The sequence below is a fragment of the Gimesia aquarii genome, from assembly GCF_007748175.1.
Taxonomy (GTDB): domain Bacteria; phylum Planctomycetota; class Planctomycetia; order Planctomycetales; family Planctomycetaceae; genus Gimesia; species Gimesia aquarii_A.
In genome coordinates, this window is sequence record NZ_CP037422.1 from 2,986,263 (window position 1) to 3,010,847 (window position 24,585).

Annotated in this window: 1 protein-coding gene (cut by a window edge); it reads left to right on the forward strand. The window is 47.5% G+C overall.

Going from position 1 to position 24,585, the window contains the following annotated elements:
* Positions 1-24,585: the 5' portion of a tandem-95 repeat protein gene (locus V202x_RS11655; protein ID WP_145174634.1), read on the forward strand. The gene runs 6,567 nt beyond the window's last position; only the first 24,585 of its 31,152 coding nucleotides appear in the window; it begins with the start codon at positions 1-3; its stop codon lies beyond the right edge, outside the window.

Consider the following 24,585-nt stretch of genomic DNA (forward strand, 5'->3'; position numbering starts at 1 on the left):
GTGCTCATTAGTAACTGGTTAAGTACTCTTGTTTCGCGTATACGACGACGTCCCCGCTATAATTCTCGTGCACGTCGTGACATTCGCAAACGCTGGCAAGCCGTCCAGCAAAATCGTTTAACAACCGTTGACCGACTGGAAGACCGAACTCTCTTAACGACTCTATCAATCGCTGATGTAAATCTCGTCGAAGGGGATAGTGGAACCCAAACACTAACCTTTTATGCAAACTTATCGGCATCAGTCGGCGCAGATGTCACCTTTACCGCAACAACATCCGACATTACTGCCAGCGCCTCTGGCGGTGATTATACTGCTCTGACTTCCCAATCATTCACAATTACCGCCGGAACAACCAGCGAAGCCATTGCCATCGATATCACGGGAGATACTACTGTCGAATTGGATGAAACCTTCCAGCTGACATTATCAAATCTGAATGATGGAGGGCAGGGTGTTACCTTTGCAGGAGCAGGGGCCACTGAATCTGCAATCGGAACGATTACGAATGACGATAATTTTGTTTCCATCATCGATGATGGTGATGCTGGTTTTAGCAAAGTCGGTACCTGGTACAATGCAGGAGCAGGCAGTATTTATACCACTACGGGAACAGGATTAAAAACCGCTTCCTGGGAATTTGATAACTTGGCAGCAGGCACTTATCGTCTCTCTGGAACTTGGAGAGATGGTACTTCTTTTCGTGCCACGAATGCGCAATACACTATTTCCGGAATCACAGGAGGCGATGTCACCACCTATCTCAATCAACAGGAAGTAGCTGCCGATATCTCTGACGCTGGGAAGAACTGGGAAGACCTGGGATATTTTGAAGTTGACGCCAATGGGACAATTACCGTTACGCTCTCTGATATTAATGCTGACAGCAACGTCTACGCCGACTCCATGCGACTGGAAGCCATTCCCGCCGGTGTCACGGTTCCCAAAATTAGAGTCACACAATCAACCACTAATCTAACCAGTGGCAGCAGTACCCTTGAGTGGGGAGACGTATTGTATGGTCGTCCCGTTGTAAAGACGTTCACAATTAAAAATCTGGGGAATGGCAATCTGGATTTCAACAGCGGAGTAAGTATCGTTGGTTCTAATGATTTTACCATCACAACCCAACCAGCAAGTACTTTATTGGCTCCCGGGGAATCCACCACTTTCGAGATTCAGTTTTTATCAACGCAAACGGCGGGACTCTTCTCTGACACGATCAACATCACGACCAACGAGAGTCTTTTCACATTCAACGTCTCGGCCAACCTCGTGATGTCAGAAATCATCGATGATACTGACGCTGGTTTTAGCAAAGTCGGTACCTGGTACAATGCAGGAGCAGGCAGTATTTATACCACTACGGGAACAGGATTAAAAACCGCTTCCTGGGAATTTGATAACTTGGCAGCAGGCACTTATCGTCTCTCTGGAACTTGGAGAGATGGTACTTCTTTTCGTGCCACGAATGCGCAATACACTATTTCCGGAATCACAGGAGGCGATGTCACCACCTATCTCAATCAACAGGAAGTAGCTGCCGATATCTCTGACGCTGGGAAGAACTGGGAAGACCTGGGATATTTTGAAGTTGACGCCAATGGGACAATTACCGTTACGCTCTCTGATATTAATGCTGACAGCAGTATCTACGCCGACTCCATGCGGCTCGAAGCCATTCCCACCGGTGTCACGGTTCCCGAAATTAGAGTCACACAATCGACTACCAATCTAACCAGTGGCAGCAGTACCCTTGAATGGGGCGATGTCTTGTATGGCCGTCCCATCACAAAGACATTTACAATTGAGAACCTGGGGAACGGCAATCTGGATTTCAGTGGCGGAGTGAGTCTTGCTGGTTCGAATGGCTTTACCATCACCTCTCAACCTGGAAGTACGTTATTGGCTCCCGGAGCATCCAGCACATTTGAGGTTCAGTTTCAATTGACGCAACCGGCAGGAATATTTACCGACACCATAAGTATCAATACGAACGATAACGACGAAAGCCTTTTCACTTTTGATGTCTCTGCCAACCTCGTGATGTCAGAAATCGTTAACCAAGTTGACGCTGGTTTTAGTCTCGTTGGTACCTGGTACAATTCTGCAGGAAATAAGTATGCCCCTGGTGGGACCGGTTTAAGTACCGCTTCCTGGGAATTTGATAACTTGAGACCGGGGACCTATCGTCTCTCTGGAACTTGGGCAGCCTCTAGTAGTCGTGCTACGAATGCGCAATACACTATTTCCGGAATCACAGGAGGTGATGTTACCACCTATCTCAATCAACAGTCAGTAGCCCCTGATGTCTCGGACGCGGGTAAAAACTGGGAAGACCTGGGATATTTCGAGGTCGATGCCAATGGAATCATTACCGTCACACTTTCCGACATAAACGCTGATGGCTATGTTTTCGCGGACGCCATGCGGCTGGAAGCCATTAATTTAGATCCCACACTCGATGATATAGCCGACCCTGCCATCATTAACAGTGATGCTGGTCAGCAGACGGTGAATCTTACTGGGATCACCGCGGGCACCGGTGAAACACAAGTATTAACGATTACAGCAACCAGTAATAATCCAGATTTAATTCCTGATCCAATTGTGAATTATACATCCGCAAATTCCACAGGAACATTGACGTATGCCCCGGCTGCAAACCAAAGCGGATCGGCTCTGATAACTGTTACTGTGACAGATGAAGGTGGAGCAACGGTTTCCAAAACATTCACCGTCGCTGTCAATGCTGTAAATGATGCGCCAGTTGCAATAAATGAAAATATTGCGGCAACTGAAGATGGAAACACTGTTACCACAAGTGTACTTGCCTCCGATGCAGATATCGATGACGATGCCAACACATTAACTTATAATATCATTACCCCTGCGGCTGAAGGCACGGCCACTCCCAACAATGATGGCACCTTTACCTTCGATCCGGGAACTGCATTCCAGGATCTCGCTGCCGGGGAAACACGTCAAGTCTTTTTTACTTTTACCGCAACAGACTCCCATAACGCCGTCAGCAATACGGGAACTGTCACCGTCACCGTTACTGGTGTCAATGATATTCCCACAGTGAGTGCGGTCATTAATTCAACCGTGACGGAAGACGTAGCGGGCTTCAATCTGAACCTGCTTACCAATGCCACAGACGATGACACCACTGACACGCTTAACATCAGCGATCTACTTCTGACCGGTGGCGATGCGACAGGAATTACCAACAACGGCAATGTCTTGGAGATCGATCCGAATGCCTATAATGGATTGGCACAGGGTGAGTCGGCTGTCATCACTTATACCTACAATGTGACTGATGGTAACGGAGGGACTGTGGCCCAGTCCGCTACGATCACCATTACTGGCGTCAACGATTTGCCCACATTGGATCCTATCTCGAATCCACTGCCCATTGACGAAGACGCCGGACAGCAGACGATCAACCTCACTGGCATCACTGCCGGGGGAGGCGAAACCCAGACGCTGACGGTGACTGCCAGCAGTGACAACCCGGCTTTGATTGCCGATCCCGTCGTGACCTACACCTCAGCGAATCCCACGGGAACTTTGACTTACACCCCCGTGGCCGATCAGAGTGGATCGGCCACGATCACCGTCACCGTGGAAGACAGCCAGATGGGAATCATCACTCAGACCTTTACTGTGGTCGTCAATCCCATCAACGATCTACCTACACTGGATCCCATCACTGATCCACTGCCCATTGACGAAGACGCCGGACAGCAGACGATCAACCTCACCGGTATCACTGCCGGGGGAGGCGAAACCCAGACGCTGACGGTGACTGCCAGCAGTGACAACCCGGCTTTGATCGCCGATCCTGTTGTGATCTACACCTCAGCAAATCCGACCGGCAGTCTGACGTATACACCTATCGCCGATCAGAGTGGATCGGCCACGATCACCGTCACCGTGGACGACAACCAGGGGGGTATCATCACGCAGACCTTTACCGTGCTCGTCAATCCGGTCAACGACCCACCGATCGCAGTAGACGATACCTTTACGGTCGATGAAGACAGTCTCCTTGCCGGTAATGTACTGAATACCAATCCTACCACTGCGGACAGTGACATTGAAGGACAGACTTTAACGATTACAGAGATCAATGGTCTTGCTGCGAATGTGGGAACACAGATCACACTCGCGTCCGGTGCACTTTTAACAGTCGGTGCGACAGGCAGTATCAGCTACGATCCCAACGGACAGTTTGAATCGCTGGCAAACGGCCAAACCAACACGGAAACATTTACCTATCAAATTAGCGATGGCAACGGGGGCATTGATACCGCCACCGTCACGATCACCATTACTGGTGTCAACGATTTGCCCACATTGGATCCTATCTCAAATCCACTGCCCATTGACGAAGACGCCGGACAGCAGACGATCAACCTCACTGGCATCACTGCCGGAAGTGAAAGCCAAGTTCTGACCGTGACCGCCAGCAGTGACAACCCGGCTTTGATTGCCAATCCCGTCGTGACCTACACCTCAGCGAATCCCACGGGCACTTTGACTTACACCCCCGTGGCCGATCAGAGTGGATCGGCCACGATCACCGTCACCGTGGAAGACAGCCAGATGGGGATCATCACTCAGACCTTTACTGTGGTCGTCAATCCCATCAACGATCTACCTACACTGGATCCCATCACTGACCCACTACCCATTGACGAAGATGCCGGACAGCAGACAATCAATCTCACTGGCATCACTGCCGGGGGAGGCGAAACTCAAGTTCTGACGGTGACTGCCAGCAGTGACAACCCGGCTTTGATTGCCGATCCCGTTGTGACCTACACCTCAGCAAATCCGACCGGCAGTCTGACGTATACACCTATCGCCGATCAGAGTGGATCGGCCACGATCACCGTCACCGTGGACGACAACCAGGGGGGTATCACCACTCAGACCTTTACCGTGCTCGTCAATCCGGTCAACGATCCACCGATCGCAGTAGACGATACCTTTACGGTCGATGAAGACAGCCTCCTTGCCGGTAATGTACTGGATACCAATCCCACCACTGCGGACAGTGACATTGAAGGACAGACTTTGACAATCTCAGAAGTCAATGGGGTTGCTGCGAATGTGGGAACGCAGATCACACTCGCGTCCGGTGCACTTTTGACAGTCGGTGCGACAGGCAGTATCAGCTACGATCCCAACGGACAGTTTGAATCGCTGGCAAACGGCCAAACCAACACGGAAACATTTACCTATCAAATTAGTGATGGCAACGGGGGCATTGATACCGCCACCGCTACGATCACCATTACTGGTGTCAACGATTTGCCCACATTGGATCCTATCTCGAATCCACTGCCCATTGACGAAGACGCCGGACAGCAAACGATCAACCTCACCGGTATCACTGCCGGGGGAGGCGAAACTCAAGTTCTGACCGTGACCGCCAGCAGTGACAACCCGGCTTTGATTGCCGATCCCGTCGTGACCTACACCTCAGCAAATCCGACCGGCAGTCTGACGTATACACCTATCGCCGATCAGAGTGGCTCGGCCACGATCACCGTCACCGTGGAAGACAGCCAGATGGGAATCATCACTCAGACCTTTACTGTGGTCGTCAATCCTGTTAACGATCCACCTACCCTGGATCCCATCTCAAATCCACTGCCCAGTGACGAAGATGCCGGACAGCAGACAATCAATCTCACTGGTATCACTGCCGGGGGAGGCGAAACTCAAGTTCTGACGGTGACCGCCAGCAGTGACAATCCGGCTTTGATTGCCGATCCCGTCGTAACCTACACCTCTGGCAATCCTACGGGAACTTTGGCTTACACCCCCGTGGCTGACCAGAGCGGATCGGCCACGATCACCGTCACTGTGGAAGACAGCCAGATGGGAATCATCACGCAGACCTTTACTGTGCTCGTGAATCCTGTTAACGATCCACCTACACTGGATCCCATCTCAAATCCACTGCCCATTGACGAAGATGCCGGACAGCAAACGATCAACCTCACCGGTATCACTGCCGGGGGAGGCGAAACTCAAGTTCTGACCGTGACCGCCAGCAGTGACAACCCGGCTTTGATTGCCGATCCTGTTGTGACCTACACCTCAGCGAATTCGACTGGCACTTTGACGTATACGCCCATCGCCGATCAGAGTGGCCCGGCGACCATTACGGTTACCGTTGATGACGGCCAAATGGGAATCATCACGCAGACCTTTACTGTCATTGTTAATCAGGTCAACGATGCTCCAGTAGCTGTCGATGATGCCTTTACAGTCGATGAAGACAGTCTATTGAGTACGGGCAATGTGTTGCATGCCAATCCGACGACTCCCGACAGTGACATTGAAGGACAGACTTTGACAATCTCAGAAGTCAATGGGGTTGCTGCGAATGTGGGAACGCAGATCACACTGGCGTCCGGTGCACTTTTAACGGTCGGTGCGACAGGCAATATCAGCTACGACCCGAACGGACGGTTTGAGTCTCTGGCAGTCGGAGAAACCGCGACTGACAGTTTCACATACACCATTGATGATGGAAACACAGGGACAGATACTGCCACGGTCCTCATTACCATTAACGGTGTCAATGATGCACCTGTTGCCCAAAACGATAACATTTCCACGAATGAAGACACGCTCGTCGCAGGTAACCTGTTTACTGACAACAGCAGTGGGGCTGACAGTGATCTGGATACGAGTGATACTTTCACGATTACCGAAGTCAATGGGGTCGCAGCCAGTGTTGATAACCAGATCACACTGACTTCGGGAGCCCTGCTGACAGTTAACGCCAACGGCACATTCAGCTATGATCCGAATGGAGAGTTTGAGTCCCTGACAGCCGGTCAAACCGCCACTGAGACTTTTACCTACACCATTGACGATGGTAACGGAGGCATCGACACCGCCACCGTGACCATCACGATCAACGGCGTCAACGATCTACCCACGTTGGATCCCATCTCAAATCCACTGCCCATTGACGAAGATGCCGGACAGCAGACGATCAACCTCACTGGTATCACTGCCGGGGGAGGCGAAAGCCAAGTTCTGACCGTGACCGCCAGCAGTGACAACCCGGCTTTGATTGCTGATCCCGTTGTAACCTACACCTCTGCAAATCCGACCGGCAGTCTGACGTATACACCTATCGCCGATCAGAGTGGATCGGCCACGATCACTGTTACCGTAGACGACAACCAGGGGGGTATCACCACGCAGACCTTTACTGTGCTCGTGAATCCTGTTAACGATCCACCTACACTGGATCCCATCACTGATCCACTACCCATTGACGAAGACGCCGGACAACAGACGATCAACCTCACCGGTATCTCTGCCGGGGGAGGCGAAAGCCAGACATTGACGGTAACCGCCAGCAGCGATAATCCGGCCTTGATTGCCGATCCCGTTGTAATCTACACCTCTGCGAATCCGACTGGCAGTCTGACGTATACGCCCATCGCCGATCAGAGTGGCTCGGCGACCATTACGGTTACCGTTGATGACGGCCAGATGGGAATCATCACGCAGACCTTTACTGTCATTGTTAATCAGGTCAACGATGCTCCAGTGGCTGTCGATGATACCTTTACGGTCGATGAAGACAGTCTATTGAGTACGGGCAATGTGTTGCATGCCAATCCGACGACTCCCGACAGTGACATTGAAGGAAACACTTTGACGGTCTCAGAAGTCAATGGTCTTGCTGCGAATGTAGGAATGCAGATCACACTGGCGTCCGGTGCACTTTTGACAGTCGGTGCGACAGGCAGTATCAGCTACGATCCCAATGGACGGTTTGAGTCTCTGGCAGCCGGTCAAACCAACACGGAAACATTTACCTATCAAATTAGTGATGGCAACGGGGGCATTGATACTGCCACGGTCCTCATTACCATTAACGGTGTCAATGATGCACCTGTTGCCCAAAACGATAACATTTCCACGAATGAAGACACGCTCGTCGCAGGTAACCTGTTTACTGACAACGGCAGTGGGGCTGACAGTGATCTGGATACGAGTGATACTTTCACGATTACCGAAGTCAATGGGGTCGCAGCCAGCGTTGATAACCAGATCACACTGACTTCGGGGGCCCTGCTGACAGTTAACGCCAACGGCACATTCAGCTATGATCCGAACGGACAGTTTGAGTCTCTGACAGCCGGTCAAACCGTCACTGAGACTTTTACCTACACCATTGACGATGGTAACGGAGGCATCGACACCGCCACCGTGACCATCACGATCAACGGCGTCAACGATCTACCTACGTTGGATCCCATCTCAAATCCACTGCCCATTGACGAAGATGCCGGACAGCAAACGATCAACCTCACCGGTATCACTGCCGGGGGAGGCGAAACTCAAGTTCTGACCGTGATCGCCAGCAGTGACAACCCGGCTTTGATTGCTGATCCCGTTGTAACCTACACCTCTGGCAATCCCACGGGAACTTTGGCTTACACCCCCGTGGCTGACCAGAGCGGATCGGCCACGATCACTGTTACCGTAGACGACAACCAGGGGGGTATCACCACGCAGACCTTTACTGTGCTCGTGAATCCTGTTAACGATCCACCTACACTGGATCCCATCTCAAATCCACTACCCATTGACGAAGACGCCGGACAGCAGACGATCAACCTTACTGGTATCTCTGCCGGGGGAGGCGAAACACAGACACTGACGGTCACTGCTAGCAGCGATAATCCGGCCTTGATTGCCGATCCCGTCGTGACTTACACCTCTGGCGATCCTACTGGCACTTTGACGTACACACCTGTCGCCGATCAGAGCGGATCGGCCACGATCACCGTTACCGTAGACGATAACCAGGGGGGTATCACCACACACACATTTGATGTGCTCGTCAACCCTGTTAACGATCCACCCGTTGTGTCAGACACCAACATCGCAGCCACAGAAGATGGACTGGCCGTCACCACCGGTGTTCTTGCCTCCGATATCGACACCGATAATGATGCCAGCACATTAATTTACAATATCATTACCCCCGCGGCAGAAGGCATGGCCACTCCCAACAATGACGGCACCTTTACCTTCGATCCCGGAACCGCATTCCAGGATCTCGCCGCCGGGGAAACACGTCAGGTCACTTTCACCTATACCGCGACGGACTCACACGCAGCGGTCAGCAATCTCGGAACGGTCACTGTTACCGTTACCGGAGTCAACGATTTGCCCACATTGGATCCTATTTCAAATCCACTGCCCATTGATGAAGATGCCGGACAACAGACGATCAATCTTACCGGTATCTCTGCCGGGGGAGGAGAAACACAGACATTGACGGTGACCGCCAGCAGTGATAATACCGCCCTGATCGCGAATCCCGTCGTGACCTACACCTCTGGCGATCCCACGGGAACTTTGACGTACACACCCGTCGCCGATCAGAGTGGCTCGGCCACCATTACCGTTACCGTAGACGACAACCAGGGAGGTATCACCACACACACATTTGATGTGCTCGTCAATCCCGTTAACGATCCACCCGTTGTCATAGACACCAACATCGCAGCCACAGAAGATGGACTGGCCGTCACCACCGGTGTTCTTGCCTCCGATATCGACACTGATAATGATGCCAGCACATTAATTTACAATATCATTACCCCCGCGGCAGAAGGCACGGCCACCCCTAACATTGACGGCACCTTTACCTTTGATCCCGGAACCGCATTCCAGGATCTCGCCGCCGGGGAAACACGTCAAGTCACTTTCACCTATACCGCGACGGACTCACACACAGCGGTCAGCAATCTCGGAACGGTCACTGTTACCGTTACCGGAGTCAACGATTTGCCCACATTGGATCCTATTTCGAATCCACTGCCCATTGATGAAGATGCCGGACAACAGACGATCAATCTTACCGGTATCTCTGCCGGGGGAGGCGAAACCCAGACATTGACGGTGACTGCCAGCAGTGACAACCCGGCTTTGATTGCCGATCCCGTCGTGACTTACACCTCTGGCGATCCCACGGGAACTTTGACGTACACACCCGTCGCCGATCAGAGCGGCTCGGCCACCATTACCGTTACCGTAGACGACAACCAGGGGGGTATCACCACACACACATTTGATGTGCTCGTCAACCCTGTTAACGATCTGCCCACACTGGATGCCATTTCCGATCCACTGCCCATTGACGAAGATGCCGGACAGCAGACGATCAACCTCACCGGTATCTCTGCCGGGGGAGGCGAAAGCCAGACATTGACGGTGACTGCCAGCAGTGACAACCCGGCTTTGATTGCCGATCCCGTCGTGACCTACACCTCTGGCGATCCTACTGGCACTTTGACGTACACACCCGTCGCGAACCAGAGCGGCTCGGCCACCATTACCGTTACCGTAGACGATAACCAGGGGGGTATCATCACACACACATTTGATGTGCTCGTCAATCCGGTCAATGATCCACCGATCGCAGTAGACGACACCTTTACGGTCGATGAAGACAGTCTCGTTGCCGGCAATGTACTGTACGCCAATCCGACGACTCCTGACAGTGACATTGAAGGGGATAGTCTGACTATTTCAGCTGTTGCTGGAGGAACTGTCGGCACTCAATTCGCACTCACTTCTGGAGCACTGCTGACGCTCAATGCGAATGGTACCTTCAGCTATGATCCCAATGGTCAGTTTGAATCACTCGCTGCCGGTCAAACCGCTACTGACAGTTTTTCATACACCATCGAAGATGGAAACACAGGGACTGCTACTGCCACAGCCTTCATTACGATTACCGGCGTCAATGAATATGAGGCTGAAAACGCAAGGTTACACATTAGTAATGCTACAGCTTTAGAAAACACAGGTACCCTCGAATTTTTGATTACACTTGATCATCCTGTTCAAGACGAAGTCACTTTTTTAGTGACCACTCAAGCTGGGAGTGCCGATGGTTCTGATTATACAGAGTTGAGCAACGAATTGATCACGCTGAATCCTGGCCAGGTTTCAACTACTTTATCAATCCAAATTACTAATGATCAATCGCTTGAAGGAGATGAGAGTTTTAATGTTGTTCTCTCTGATCCTAAAGTAGATGGTGTAACTAATTTGTCCCGCGTTGACTTGGGAACAGCAACTGCAACTGGCACAATTACTAATAGTGATTTTGCCACAGTGTCGATCAATAATGTTACGGTAGACGAAAGTGCGGGAACAGCAACATTCACCGTTACTTTAGATACGAATGTTGGAGGCAATGTATCTGTTTATTATGAAACAGTAGATGGTTCAGCGAAAGCGATAGCAAACGACTATACTTCTACGAGTGGGACTTTGCTATTCACTGACTCAATCAGTCAACACACAATTACAGTTGATATTACTAATGATAATATAATTGAATCGAATGAGGTATTCCTGGTTCGCTTAAGTAATTTGCAATCGTTTGGTTATCCAGTGGTTTTGGGAGAATCTGAAGGCGCAGGCATTATCAACAATGACGATGTGGAAGCAAACCCAGCAACACCGGGGCTCACTTCATTAACTCTCGATAACGCAACAGGTATTTTGTCTGGAATCTTTGATCTTTCTACCGGGTTATATTCGCCTGTCGTTGAAATTGATTATGACCTGGATGGCGTTGCCAATGTTTCTGTCGAAGTTGACGAAACAGATGGTTCATTTAGTGTGACCATTACAACTGCCTTACTTGATCCATCCAAATTGATTCAAGTTCGCGCGAAGGGGTTTGATCTGAACTCCACGTCAACAGTGACAAACTCATGGATTTACATAGATGCCTCTGGACTACCTGAGCCACCAGCGCTCACTCCCAGCTTCGAAACACTATTTATTGATGATGCATCGAGTAGTTTATTAGGAGTTGTTAACAATAGCCTTGGACTGACTTCGCTTAAAGTAGAAATTGACTATGACCTGGATGGTGTTGCAGACCTTTCGACTACTGTGGATAGTAATGATCAATTTTTCATCTCCATTGATGCAACCAGAATCCATTCAAGTGGGCTTATCATTGCACGGGCCACGGGCGTTGATACTACGACATCCGAGGTTGTCGAAATGGAATGGAGTTCCATCGATGCATCCAGTCTGACAGTTACAAGTGATCTCAGTATCTCCAGCCTAACACTTTCAAATGATACCGACACAGTCGGTGATCGGGTGACAACGGACCCTGGCATTAGTGGTCAAGCATCATATACTGCTGGAATTGATGGAGTGACTATCGAATTTGATGTGAATGGCGATGGAGCGATTGACGCTATCGCGACGCCAGATGCACTGGGTAATTTCAATTTTGAGCCTGCGGCTTACATTGCTCCATTCAGCTTTACCGGAACTCTTCAAAACACAATTCGGGCAAGGGCGCGACATGATGGTGATAATCTAAGGTCTGAATGGGCTTCGCTCAGTTTTACCTGGATATGGAACGGCGTTTCATTATCCGATCTTAGCCTCACTGATGATAACCACCAGGGAATCTATCCCGTGCTGAACTACTCTGTAGCACTTAGTAACGGGTTGCAAGGGTCTCATATCGAAGTCGACCTGAATAAAGATGGGATTTCTGACGCCAATTCCGTATTTCTTGCTGAAGATATTGAGGCAGACAATATAGTACGTGTGCGATATGTGGCTATGGATCCCGTTGAATCATCCCATGTCTACTCTGCCTGGTACGATGTGTTATACACTCCTGATCCTGAGATCACAGAGCTTGCATTGCTCAATGACACCGGTTGGCAGGCCGATGACCTTTCCACGTATGACCCAACGATTACAGGTAAAATCAACTACTTTGGTGATCTGATTGATGATCAGGTTGATGTCAATATCGATTGGAACAGCGATGGCCAGACCGACATCACAATCTCGCCAAACGCATTAGGTGAGTTTACATTTGATGCGACTGATTTTATTGATTATGGACCCGCCGAAATCAGTTTCCAGGGAGTCTCACAACAAACGGGAACGGCGGGCGAATGGGAGACATTTAACTTCAAATATGTCTCACCTCCACAAAATCCGAATGTCGTTCATCCGCACTTAATGCAGGATACAGATACTCCCGGCGATAACATTACATCTGATCCTAGAATTCAATGGTTTGTAGCCTATCCGGGTGATGTTCAAGCTGATGGCATTGTGACTCATATTGACTTGAACAATGATGGAATTGTCGATGAAATCGTGAACCCAGAATATGGCCATATTTTCCGATTCGATTTTTCAAGTATATTCAGCTATGGTGAGAAAACGATCAAATTCAAAGGTGTCTCAGAAGCCACGGGAGAAGAAGGAGCCTGGGTCTCATTTTCATTCACCTATGTGGCCCCCACTCCACCTTCAACCGATCCTGAAATCACAGGCCTTTATCTGGTACACGATACCGGAATTCCTGGAGATAAGAGCACCTGGGATCCTCGAATTACGGGGACCAGTGTTAATGCCAGTCACATCAATGTCGACTGGGATAACGACGGAGCGGTTGATACCATTATTACCACTGATGGATCTGGGGCGTTTACTTTTGATCCCACTCCTTACATCTCTCCTTCGGCATTTCACGCAATCATCAATTTCCAAGCTTACAATATACGAAGTGGTCAAGCAGATCCGTGGGAATCTTTCACTTTCACGTATGGGCAGCCTCCAGTGGATACTGCCTATCCTGAAGTCACTTCTGTCGGGTTGGTTAACGATACTGATACGCCCGCAGACCTGATAACGAAAGATGCGACAATTACAGGAAGCGTGAGCTATTCAGGGAACTTTGTTGATGATTATGTGTACGTCAATATCTATCAAGTGTTCCCAGGTGATTCCAGTGTTCTAAATATTTTAACGGGTGGAAACCTTCCCAGCATTTCACACATTGCAACGGTCGCCGTCGATGCGAATGGTGATTTTACATTTGATCCATCTGATTCCATTGACTTCGGAGAAACAACACTCTTATTCCAGGCCTGGTCACAATTGTACTACAGCGAAGATCATCTTGGTTGTACCCAGATGACGTTTACTTACGAACCAGAATTGCCACAGGTTGTTGATTTACAGTTGGTTAATGACACTGGAACTCCGGGAGATTTGATAACATTAGATGCGACTGTCACAGGAAGGGTTTTATATGATGGCGACATGTCTGAAATTGAAATCAAAATCTATAGAGATATTTATGTCTACAAGCAGATTCCAGTAAATACAGATGGTAGTTTCACATATAACACGGAACGAGGTTTAGTTTATGCCAATTATAATGAACCTACAATTGTAGCAGTTCCCGTTGTAAAAGACTCAAATCAAGAAGGAGTCTCACAATCTTTAAGCGTTTATTTAGAACAACCTGATTTTGCGGCAGTCACAAACCTTTATTTGCAAAATGATACAGGAATCATCGGAGATAATATAAGTCGTGACCTTACTCTTAACGGGAGCATTATTACAACTGCTGAAGCTAATGATTCCGTTCTTGAATATGATGTTGGGTCTGATGGAATCATAGATGGTACCATTATAATGACTGATTATAATGGAGAGTTTTCATTTACTCCTGTAGTACCGACTTATAATCTTGAACATTATTGGCAAGGAGCAGCCAGAGTATCCAATAATGCGCCAGGAACAGGATATGAGCCTTTCACAGTCTCTGTAAGAACCAGACCCAGAGAAGGGGTGCCTTATACTTCGTTTTTCAGTCCCTGGTCGACAATCACGATCCAACGTGATCCAGGCTCTTCGGCTGGGATCAATGATCGTTATAAAAAGTATGGTGCTGAAGACTTCATTCCGATCACGTTTGAAGCCATTCCGCATAATATTTATTTTAATACTTTAATGGTTGATTCTCCTACCCCGACATCACCTTTGTTTGACTATACTTATAACGGCTTAACTGCTGTGAAAGGTGTAGATCCCTTCGCGGCTACATCGACGATTGAAATTGTCAACCCGTTGCCGGGAATGACGTTTGACCCTAATACTTACGAATTTAGTTGGACTCCCGATGCCTTTCAAGACGGAGTTCATACTGTCCAATTCAAGATTTCCGGTTTGGGCTATGTCTTACATGGAGATAATATAAGAGATGTCTCCTTTGAAGATCATATTTTTGAATACAAAATTTATGTTGGTGAGCTAAACCACATTCCGGAGTTTGTTGGGGGAGCGGATGTTGGCGTTTATACACACAATCAGGCAAACTATTCCTATGAAGAAACGAACTGGGCCACAAATATTATCCCGGGTCTGGATTTTGAAGATGAACAAAATCAAGAGCTATGGTTCGAAGTCACTTCAAACTCCAATGAATCTTTATTCATTGAGCCTCCTCAAATTTCACAAGATGGAACTCTCACTTTTGTGCCCATTGAAGGTGCATTTGGTACGGCTGAAATTACAGTTGTGCTAAACGATGACGGAGGAACTCCCGTCGAACATTTCTGTTTAGACTATACCGGGGATGACGCTCGATCAGCCCCTTATACATTTACAATCAATCTATTTCCTCCCACTATCAACAGTAATCCCGAATTCCAGAATACGCCGGAAACCTATGTGTATCTCGGAAATACGTTCACTTTTGATCCCATCGTGGTTGATATCGACGGAGACGAGCTTTGGTTTGAACTCCCCCCTGACGAAGTAAACTTGACCCTGATCGATAATAATACAGGTGCGCTAAGCTGGACACCCACAGCTGACATGGTCAATCAGGATTTTACTTACACATTACATGTCTACGATCGAGAAGATAAAAGTGGTGGTTCTGACACGCTGACGTTTACTGTGGAAGTATTAGGAGATCCGAATAACAATGCGCCGGTGATCTGGTCTACTCCCGACACCACTCATACCGTTGCCACAAATCACAGCCCGGCAACAGGAGAAGTGACACCAACCAGCATTAATCTGGAACTGGCGCCCGGAGAATCAGTGACACAAGAAGTTTCGGTGATCGTCACTGATGCCAATTTAAACTTCCCTCTACCAGTTGCTCCTGACGATACGCTTACTGTTATCAATGAAGCTAATGAGCTCAAATTGTTAGATGCTTTGCTTGTAGGGGGTGGAGCAGGAATTAACGTAATCGGTACTAATTTATTAGGCCAGCATGCACTCGAAACTCAATTCATCACATTACCTAACCAGTCAGTTGATCCTGATTCTTTACTTGAAATTGTTCTGGAACCTACTACTCCATTCACCTACGTTCCAACAATTTATTTAGACACACTCTCAACAAATAAAGGAATGAGTGTTGATTCCAGCACAGGTATTATTTCGTGGACACCAACAGTAGATGACGTAGGACGTTATGTAGTACAAGCATTCGTATACGATGAGTTAGATCAGTTTCGTCATTGGTTTGCAGTAGGAATCACTGTAGGGGATGTACTTGACGATGAGTTTCCCGCCATAGATTTAGGGCCAAACTTTATAAATGATCAAAGTTATTCTTCCACTGGAGTATACGTCAATAAAAACAATGCTTTTGGTTTAGACAAATATGGAATTGTCTTGTCAACAGGCAATGCTGAACAACAAGGTGAGAATGAAAACACCGCTGAAGATTCAACAACTGGTATCGGCGGATACACTGCACACAGGAGCTTAAACTATAATTATGACGATGAGATAAGACAAATTGCTGGATATCCTTCTGTTTATGATATGACGGAATTTACGATCGACTTTGAATTATTACCTGGCTACGACACATTAAACTTCGATGTCGTATTTGGATCAGAAGAATTCCCTGAATATGTAAACGACATTTTTAACGATAGTTTCGGAATTTTTGTCGATGGCGAAAACATTGCGTTTACTGAATCATCACCGATTAATATTAATCACTCGGAAATGAAGTTTACCGATACTACTCTTTCAGGCACGATTGACAGTTTACTTAACTTAACCTCAGCAACAGTTGAAATTGACTACAATAATGACGATTCAGTAGATTTATCAACGATTGTCAACATTTCAAATGGTTCATTCAGCCTGGATCTTGAAAATTCCTTCATCGACTCCAGCAAAGACATTAACATTCGTTTGATTGGTGTCGACCAAAATGCAGAGGCAGTGAACTATGGTTGGAATACAATCAATCTTGTGCCTGCTTCCATCGACACATCGACAATCATCGGCTTCACTGAGCTTAATTCTACGGCAGCCTTGTCAGGAACAGAGCTGGATGGAGTTTTAGCACCAAACGGAAATCCGATTCTCTCTTTTGCAACAACTATCGAGAACGAGAAAGCCGCATCTTCACTCTGGACTGATGTTGATACAACACTAACTCAGTTAGAATCAACGAATCTGACTGGATTTGATTTATTTTCATTGGATTCGGCTACAGGTGTTTTCTCAGGAAATATCGCTGACACCTATAATCAATTTTTCTCTTATATTGAAATTGATTATGACTTTGATGGTAATGCTGATGAAACAATAGTCATCGACAGTCAAAATGGTGCCTTTGAGGCGACTCTCGACAGTTCACAAATTAATGTGAATGGACTTGTGAAAATGAGAGTCGGATATTCCAATTTTGATTCTAATACAGGAAAGTATATTCATTCGCTTACGTTTGCGATCGCTGATGTTGGCGACAATATTTTGGACACAACTGTTTACATTTCAAATCTGGGGGCATCAGGTGTTGGCGATGTTGATCTTGATTTAATTGCTTCACAGCCCGATGCGAATTTTGTTAATCAAACGGGAACATTAGATAGAGAACGAGGAGAGGTTGCCACATTTACGACAGTGATTTCAGCCGATGCAACTGGAGATGCTGATTCATTTAACCTGGAATTTGTTGATCTAAATACCGGGACACTCATAGGGACGATTCCAGTCACTATCAATAATGGATACATATACCAACTACAGGCAACTGATCCCGATGGTGATGAATTATATTACGAACTGAACGATGAACCTGACGGTGTAATAATTCACCCGGTTACGAATGTAATATCCTGGGATTCTCCTGTAGTAGGAACTCATGACTTCTCGGTCACTGTTAGCGATGGCAAAGGAGGCAGTACAACTCAGGACATCCATTTGATTGTCACAGACAGTGAAGGCCCTAATGTAGCTCCGGAGATCGTTTCGACTCCTAGTGCGACAGCACAAGTCAATCAAGAATATATTTACCAAATTGAAGCGAACGACGCAGACGGAGATGACTTCCGATATTACTTGCAGGGCACTGTCCCAGATGGAATGAGTATTGATTTACGTTCCGGTGAAATCAGTTGGACTCCTTATTATGGTCAAGAGTCAGAACTGGTAGGAGACTACACAATCTCAGTCTTAGTCACTGATCGACGGGGTGGTACAGACGAACAAACATTCCAGCTAGAAGTATTACGCGATGACATTTTCGTAAATAATGCCCCCCAAATCACATCACCTCCTGTTACTGAAGCATTAGCTGGTTCAGAATATCGTTATCAGGTGAAAGCGACTGACCCGGATGGTAACCGCTTGAAATACGATGTGCTCGTACCTCCCGGAGCACCATCGGGAATCACAATCGATAAAGATACTGGAATGTTATACTGGGATGTTCCGACAGACTTCATTAGCTTTGAAGGGTCTAATTCTATTCCGATTGTAGTTCTGGTCACCGATTCCCATGGTGGAATTGCTACACAACCGTTTGATATCAAAGTTACCACAAACAATCACGCACCTACTTTCACTCTAGAACCGATTCAGGTAGGGATACCAGGTGAAGAATGGACTAACCAGATCACCGTTTTTGATGAAGATGGCAATGATGTTGAGTTTTCCTTTCTAAATGAACCGTCCGGGATGACGATTGACGAACAAAATGTCATTCGTTGGACACCTTCCGCTGCAGGAACTTATACTTTTCACATTCTGGCAGACGATCAGCACGGCGGACAAGCATTGGCTCCGGTAACGATAAGTGTCAATAGCTTTCCCGAATTTAATTCAACTCCTGAAATCACCACTCTTGTGAACTCCGCTTATTCGTATGCAATTGATGTAACAGACGCTGATGTCGGACAATCTGTTATGTTAACTCTGGAAAGTGTTTATCTTTTGGATAATCAAGGGAATCCAACTGGACAGAACCTGGCTTTGATTACCGATGGAACGCAGCCAGAGATTACAAATAATGTTCTTAACTGGACGCCAACCGAAACGGGATTCTATGAAATTCAAATTTCCGCAGCAGACGATTCGATAGGAATCACCACACAAACTTATACTCTTGAAGTTTCAGCAGCCGCTGATCCTGTTTTCAATAGTTTTCCAACAGGACCTGCCATCGTTGGGAATGAATGGACTTACACGGCTTCTGTAGAAGACCCGATCGGGATTAAATTCAATTTAATTAACCCACCTGCAGGATTAGAGCTGCTCGATGACAATCGTCTTGTGTGGACTCCAGGCGCATCTGACTTGAGTCCGGAGGGAGTAGAAATCCAAATTCGCGCATTTGGATTGAATGGCAACGAAACGACAATGCGGTTCGCGCTGCCTGTTGTCGATAATGTTCCTCCAATTTTTACATCCGTTCCACAGTTACTGGCGAGTGTTGGTAACCAATATGATTATACCGTTTCGGCCATTGATACAGACTTAGGGAATGACGTTACGTTCAAATTCTTTATTGATAATTCCGAAATAACTGACGCTAACATCTGGGATGGTAGCGCAATCACATGGACTCCAGTAGCGACAGGGGATTATGTATTCAAAATAGAAGCAACAGATGGCTACGCCACTTCAACTCAAGAATTCACTATTCCTGTCATCGATGCCGCTGCAAATCAGCCACCTGTTATCACTTCAATTCCACCTCAATCAATTACGAACGGTTCACTGTGGGAATATACTCCGACAGTGGTTGATCCTGAATCAAATCTCTACACATTCACGATACCCGTTAACCCAGACCCAGGTGGAATGACCGTCTCTCTAGATGGAACAAAAATTCTTTGGACACCAACGGCTACAGGTGAATATCCCGTTACGATTCAAGTTACTGATAATTCAGATCCGTTGAGCTTCACGACTCAAACATTCAATATATTCGTCACAGAGACCAACAACGCACCAACAATTACCAGTCGGCCACCGCTGTCAGTTGTCGAGAATCAACAGTATTCCTATACGGTTGAAGCAACCGACGCAGACCCAAGTGATACGGTTACTATTACAGTCAATGACTACTATGAAGTCGATGCACAGGGTAATGTACTATCAGGGCCTTATACAGATGCGATTATTGATACCGATGGAAAAACGGTCCTCTGGACACCCACACAGGCCGGTTACTACCGATTTGAAGTTGTTGCCTCTGATGGTCAAGCTGGAGAGATTCTACAATTCGATATCACAGTTCAACCCGAAGATTCCAATTCTCCTCCGCAGATTACATCAAAAGCGACCACTTCACCAGTCATCGGTCAGCCATGGGAATATACCGTTACTGCCACTGATCCCGATTTAGATACGGTCACATTCTCACTTGATGAAGCACCAGCTGGAATGGAAATCAATTCGACCACGGGAGAAATCACATGGACTCCGAACAATAACTATCAACAAGGAGATGAGGTTCGTGTCGAAATTCGCGCAGAGGATGGCAATGGTGGCTGGAACATTCAATCCTATAAACTAACTATTTATGAGAACACAGGAGGTACGACCAGCAACGGCCCAGCGATTAATTCGCGGCCTGTTCAAGAAGCTGTGTTGGGAGAACTGTATGAATACCAGCTGACGGTTGCCGATGGTGTGACAGTAACGTTCCATGACCGTGCGATTTCTGATACCGATTCCCGCATTCCGGCCTGGTTATCAATTGATGAAAACGGTCTTGTTTCGGGAACTCCCACAGAAGCTGGTACATATGGCCTATTCTTGTATGCCCGCGATGCCAATAATCTTGAAGGATCTCAATACTTCCAAATTATTGTTGATCCAATAAATCACACACCCGATATTACCTCCGTTCCATTTAGCCCTCTCTTTTCAGGGGTTACATGGACTCACGAGTTCACCTACTCCGATCCAGATGGTGATTTTGTTGTTCTCGGCTTACCAACACAGGATGATCAAGGAAATCCGATCAATCAAGACTTTACTCTCGATGGTGATACGGTCACTTATATAGGTAACACCTTAGGCGAAGTGGAATTGACCGTCACAGTTCGCGATTACTCCCGCCGCGAATCATACCTGCAAAACGCCGAAGAGAACTGGAAGAGCGAGCGGACGGTTACGTTTACTTTTGATGTCAGTGCTGGGAATACAGGTGTAAATGACACATTAGTCATTGCATCAACTCCTGGATCGGATATTCAGTTTGCTCCAGACTTATCAACTGCCTATTGGAAATACGATTTCCATCTTTCTCCTGAGTCAGTCGATGTAAATAAAATATATGGAATCACTCCCTATGTCAGCAATGGGGAGAGTTTCTTTGATCCAATGGCCGCTATTCAGACAACAGGAACTGTAGGCGTTAATACAACGGGTGTAAATATATACGCAGTGAATGATCGGACAACTGACCCTATAGAAAATCCCATAACAGGTCGCGCTGAATTCAATCTAACTGCAAGTGATATCGCACAAGGATTTTTCGATGTCTCAATTATTGTTTATGAATACGATGGAGTTAGCACCACACAGAGCACCAGAGCAGTCATTCAGCAATTCCGTATCAATATTGTTGAACCGACTGAGCCTCCCACCTTTACTACCACACCCGACGTCACGACAACTCCGTTAGTCCCAGCTACTCCATGGTCATATGATTTCAATATCGCAGACCTGCCTGCTGGAGCGATAAGCTATGAAGTCGTCGGTTTGGAAGGAGCGACCATTGACGATGTCAATACCGTCCTCAACTGGACGCCACCTGCCGGAACGTATCCAGATGGGTCTGGAAATCAAACGTATGAAGCAATGCTTCTTGCGAAAGATTCTACCGGAACAATCATAGCTTCACAGCGATTCAACGTACCGGTTTATGACACAACTCCGCCAACACCGACATCACTGAGATTCACTCAACTTCCCGATCGTTATGCGGAGAGTAATTTCCTCTACACCTCACAAGTTGAAGTCAATTATTCCAGTTCAAGCTTGGTCTACTCACTCGAAGGGGCTCCCAGTGGCATGGTGATTGACGCGGCAACAGGGTTGATTACCTGGCGTCCCGATTATGTTGAAGACGCCCCTGTCAGTCTGCAAAATGCTGAATATAAAATCATCGTGCAAGATACCAACAGCGGCGAATCTATTGAAACCACGCTGTTCATTTCGGTGATCGCGCCCCCAGAACCCAATGAAGCGCCGATCTTTATCGATCAGACTGTTGCTCCTGCGATTAAAGATGTCGAATACACGCTCGTTCCAACAGCCTTCGATCCCAATGGTGAACGCCTCACGTATGAACTCGATCCTCAGCAAGCAACCGACTACGGTCTAGCGATTGATGAAAATACAGGCAAAGTTACCTGGACCTTTACCTCAGCAAACTTTACACCAGACATTAGCAGCTTCACTTTTGATGTGATTGCCACTGATGGCGTTCTTCGTACTACCAAAGAGTTCGAAGTTCCTTTATTACACAATGCGAATCCCGAGTTCACACCGAACGAAGTCACCGACTCCGCCAGCATTGGTGTTGAATATACCTACACGATTCAAGGCAGCGATCCTAACCCGGAAGACTTAAGCAGCCTGACTTACAAAGTCATCGAAGCACCACACGGTTTTGATATTTCACAAAACTTCAATTCCACGACGCAGCAGATTACTTGGACACCTCGTTTAGATCTGGCGAATGGCATCGACGATACCGGCTTGCAACGCTTTACCTTCAAAGTGACCGATAACGATGGTGCCACCGACACGATGACGCTCACGCTCCGCGTGGAAGATCCTGTAGGTACGAATGCCCCTACGATTGTTTCTGCTCCGCGTTCCCAAATTCTAACCGCGTTCCCTTATTGGCATCAATTACAAGGTTACGATGCTGATGGCAACGCCTTTGAATTCGAACTGATGCCAGGAGGCCCTATAGGAGTCGAATTACAATCAAACGGCCAACTGAGCTGGACACCTACGTTGGCCCAAGTCAGTCCGACTCCCTATGACATCACCGTCAGAATCAAGGATGTCAACAATCCGGGCTCGTTCACTGAAGAAACCTTCCAGATCGAGGTCGTTGATACCTGGCAGAATGAAGCACCGGAAATCGTTGTAACCGAGCTTCCGGAAGCGACCGCTGGTATTAAGTTTACTCAGACTCTCTCTGTCACTGATGCCGACAATGACTCCGTGATCTGGACTCTCATTTCCGGTCCCGAAGGCATGACCATCAATGCTCTGACCGGCGAAATCGAATGGGTTCCTATATATGATCCTGATGGCTTGGATCAGTTAGGTACGCATACTTTCGCTGTCTCCGCTCAAGATCCATTCCTGGGCGTACATCAACAGGAATTCACGGTTAAGGTCAACAAGAAAAACACACAACCACAAGCATCCAATACGCCCCCCACGCTGGCGGCCAATGATGCCGTCTTTACCTATCAATTCACCGGTGATGATCCTGAAAGCCGTGGCGTCTTCTTCTCTCTCGAGTCAGCACCCACGGGAATGACCATCGATGCCAGGTCCGGAATTCTCACCTGGGATATTCCACAAGAAGCCGTCGATGTTGGCTCGTACAACTATGTCGTCAAAGTTCACGATCAACGTGGGGCTTTTGACTTGAGTCCACATCAAGTGCTTGTGTACGACCCCGCTACGAATAAACCACCGGTTATCACGTCGACTCCTGATCCCATTGCTTTGACGGGTAAAATTTATACTTACGACGTCGCGGTAGACCCGGCTTCTGAAGACAATACCTCTTTCTATGACATCAAAGTCGAAAACAGCAATCCGGAGATCACAAATGGAGCCGCATTAGGATTACAGATTGATTCTGATGGTATAGTCACATCCAGTCTGAACGGTGGTAATTTTGTCGCCAGTCAGATCGGAACCTATAACATTACGATTTACGTCAGCGACAAAACCTTTACAGTCACACAACACTATCAACTTGAGATCCGTGATAACGCAGCCCCTGTGATCACACCAATTGCCGACCAGAGTGTCACCGCGCGAAATACGTTTACCCAGCAGGTGACTGCGACTGATGCTGACAGTGATACTCTGATCTATTCCATTGCGGCTACGGAAGGCGGAGTTGACGTCAGCGGCTTGTTCTCAATTGACCAAAATGGATTCATCACCTTTGATACTGCCAGTGATATGGCTGGTAAAGTTTATTCGATCACTGTAACCGTGAACGAACAAATCAATGGCGTCAATGAATTGACGACTATGGAGACATTCGATCTGACCGTGAATGCCGACACCACTAAGCCTGATGTCAGTATTGGTGCTTTGCCCGAGAAAATCATTATCGGCAGCGATCTCAAGATCAACTTCTATGCCGCCGATGATGTCGGCATTGAATCGTTCAAACTGTCTTATAAA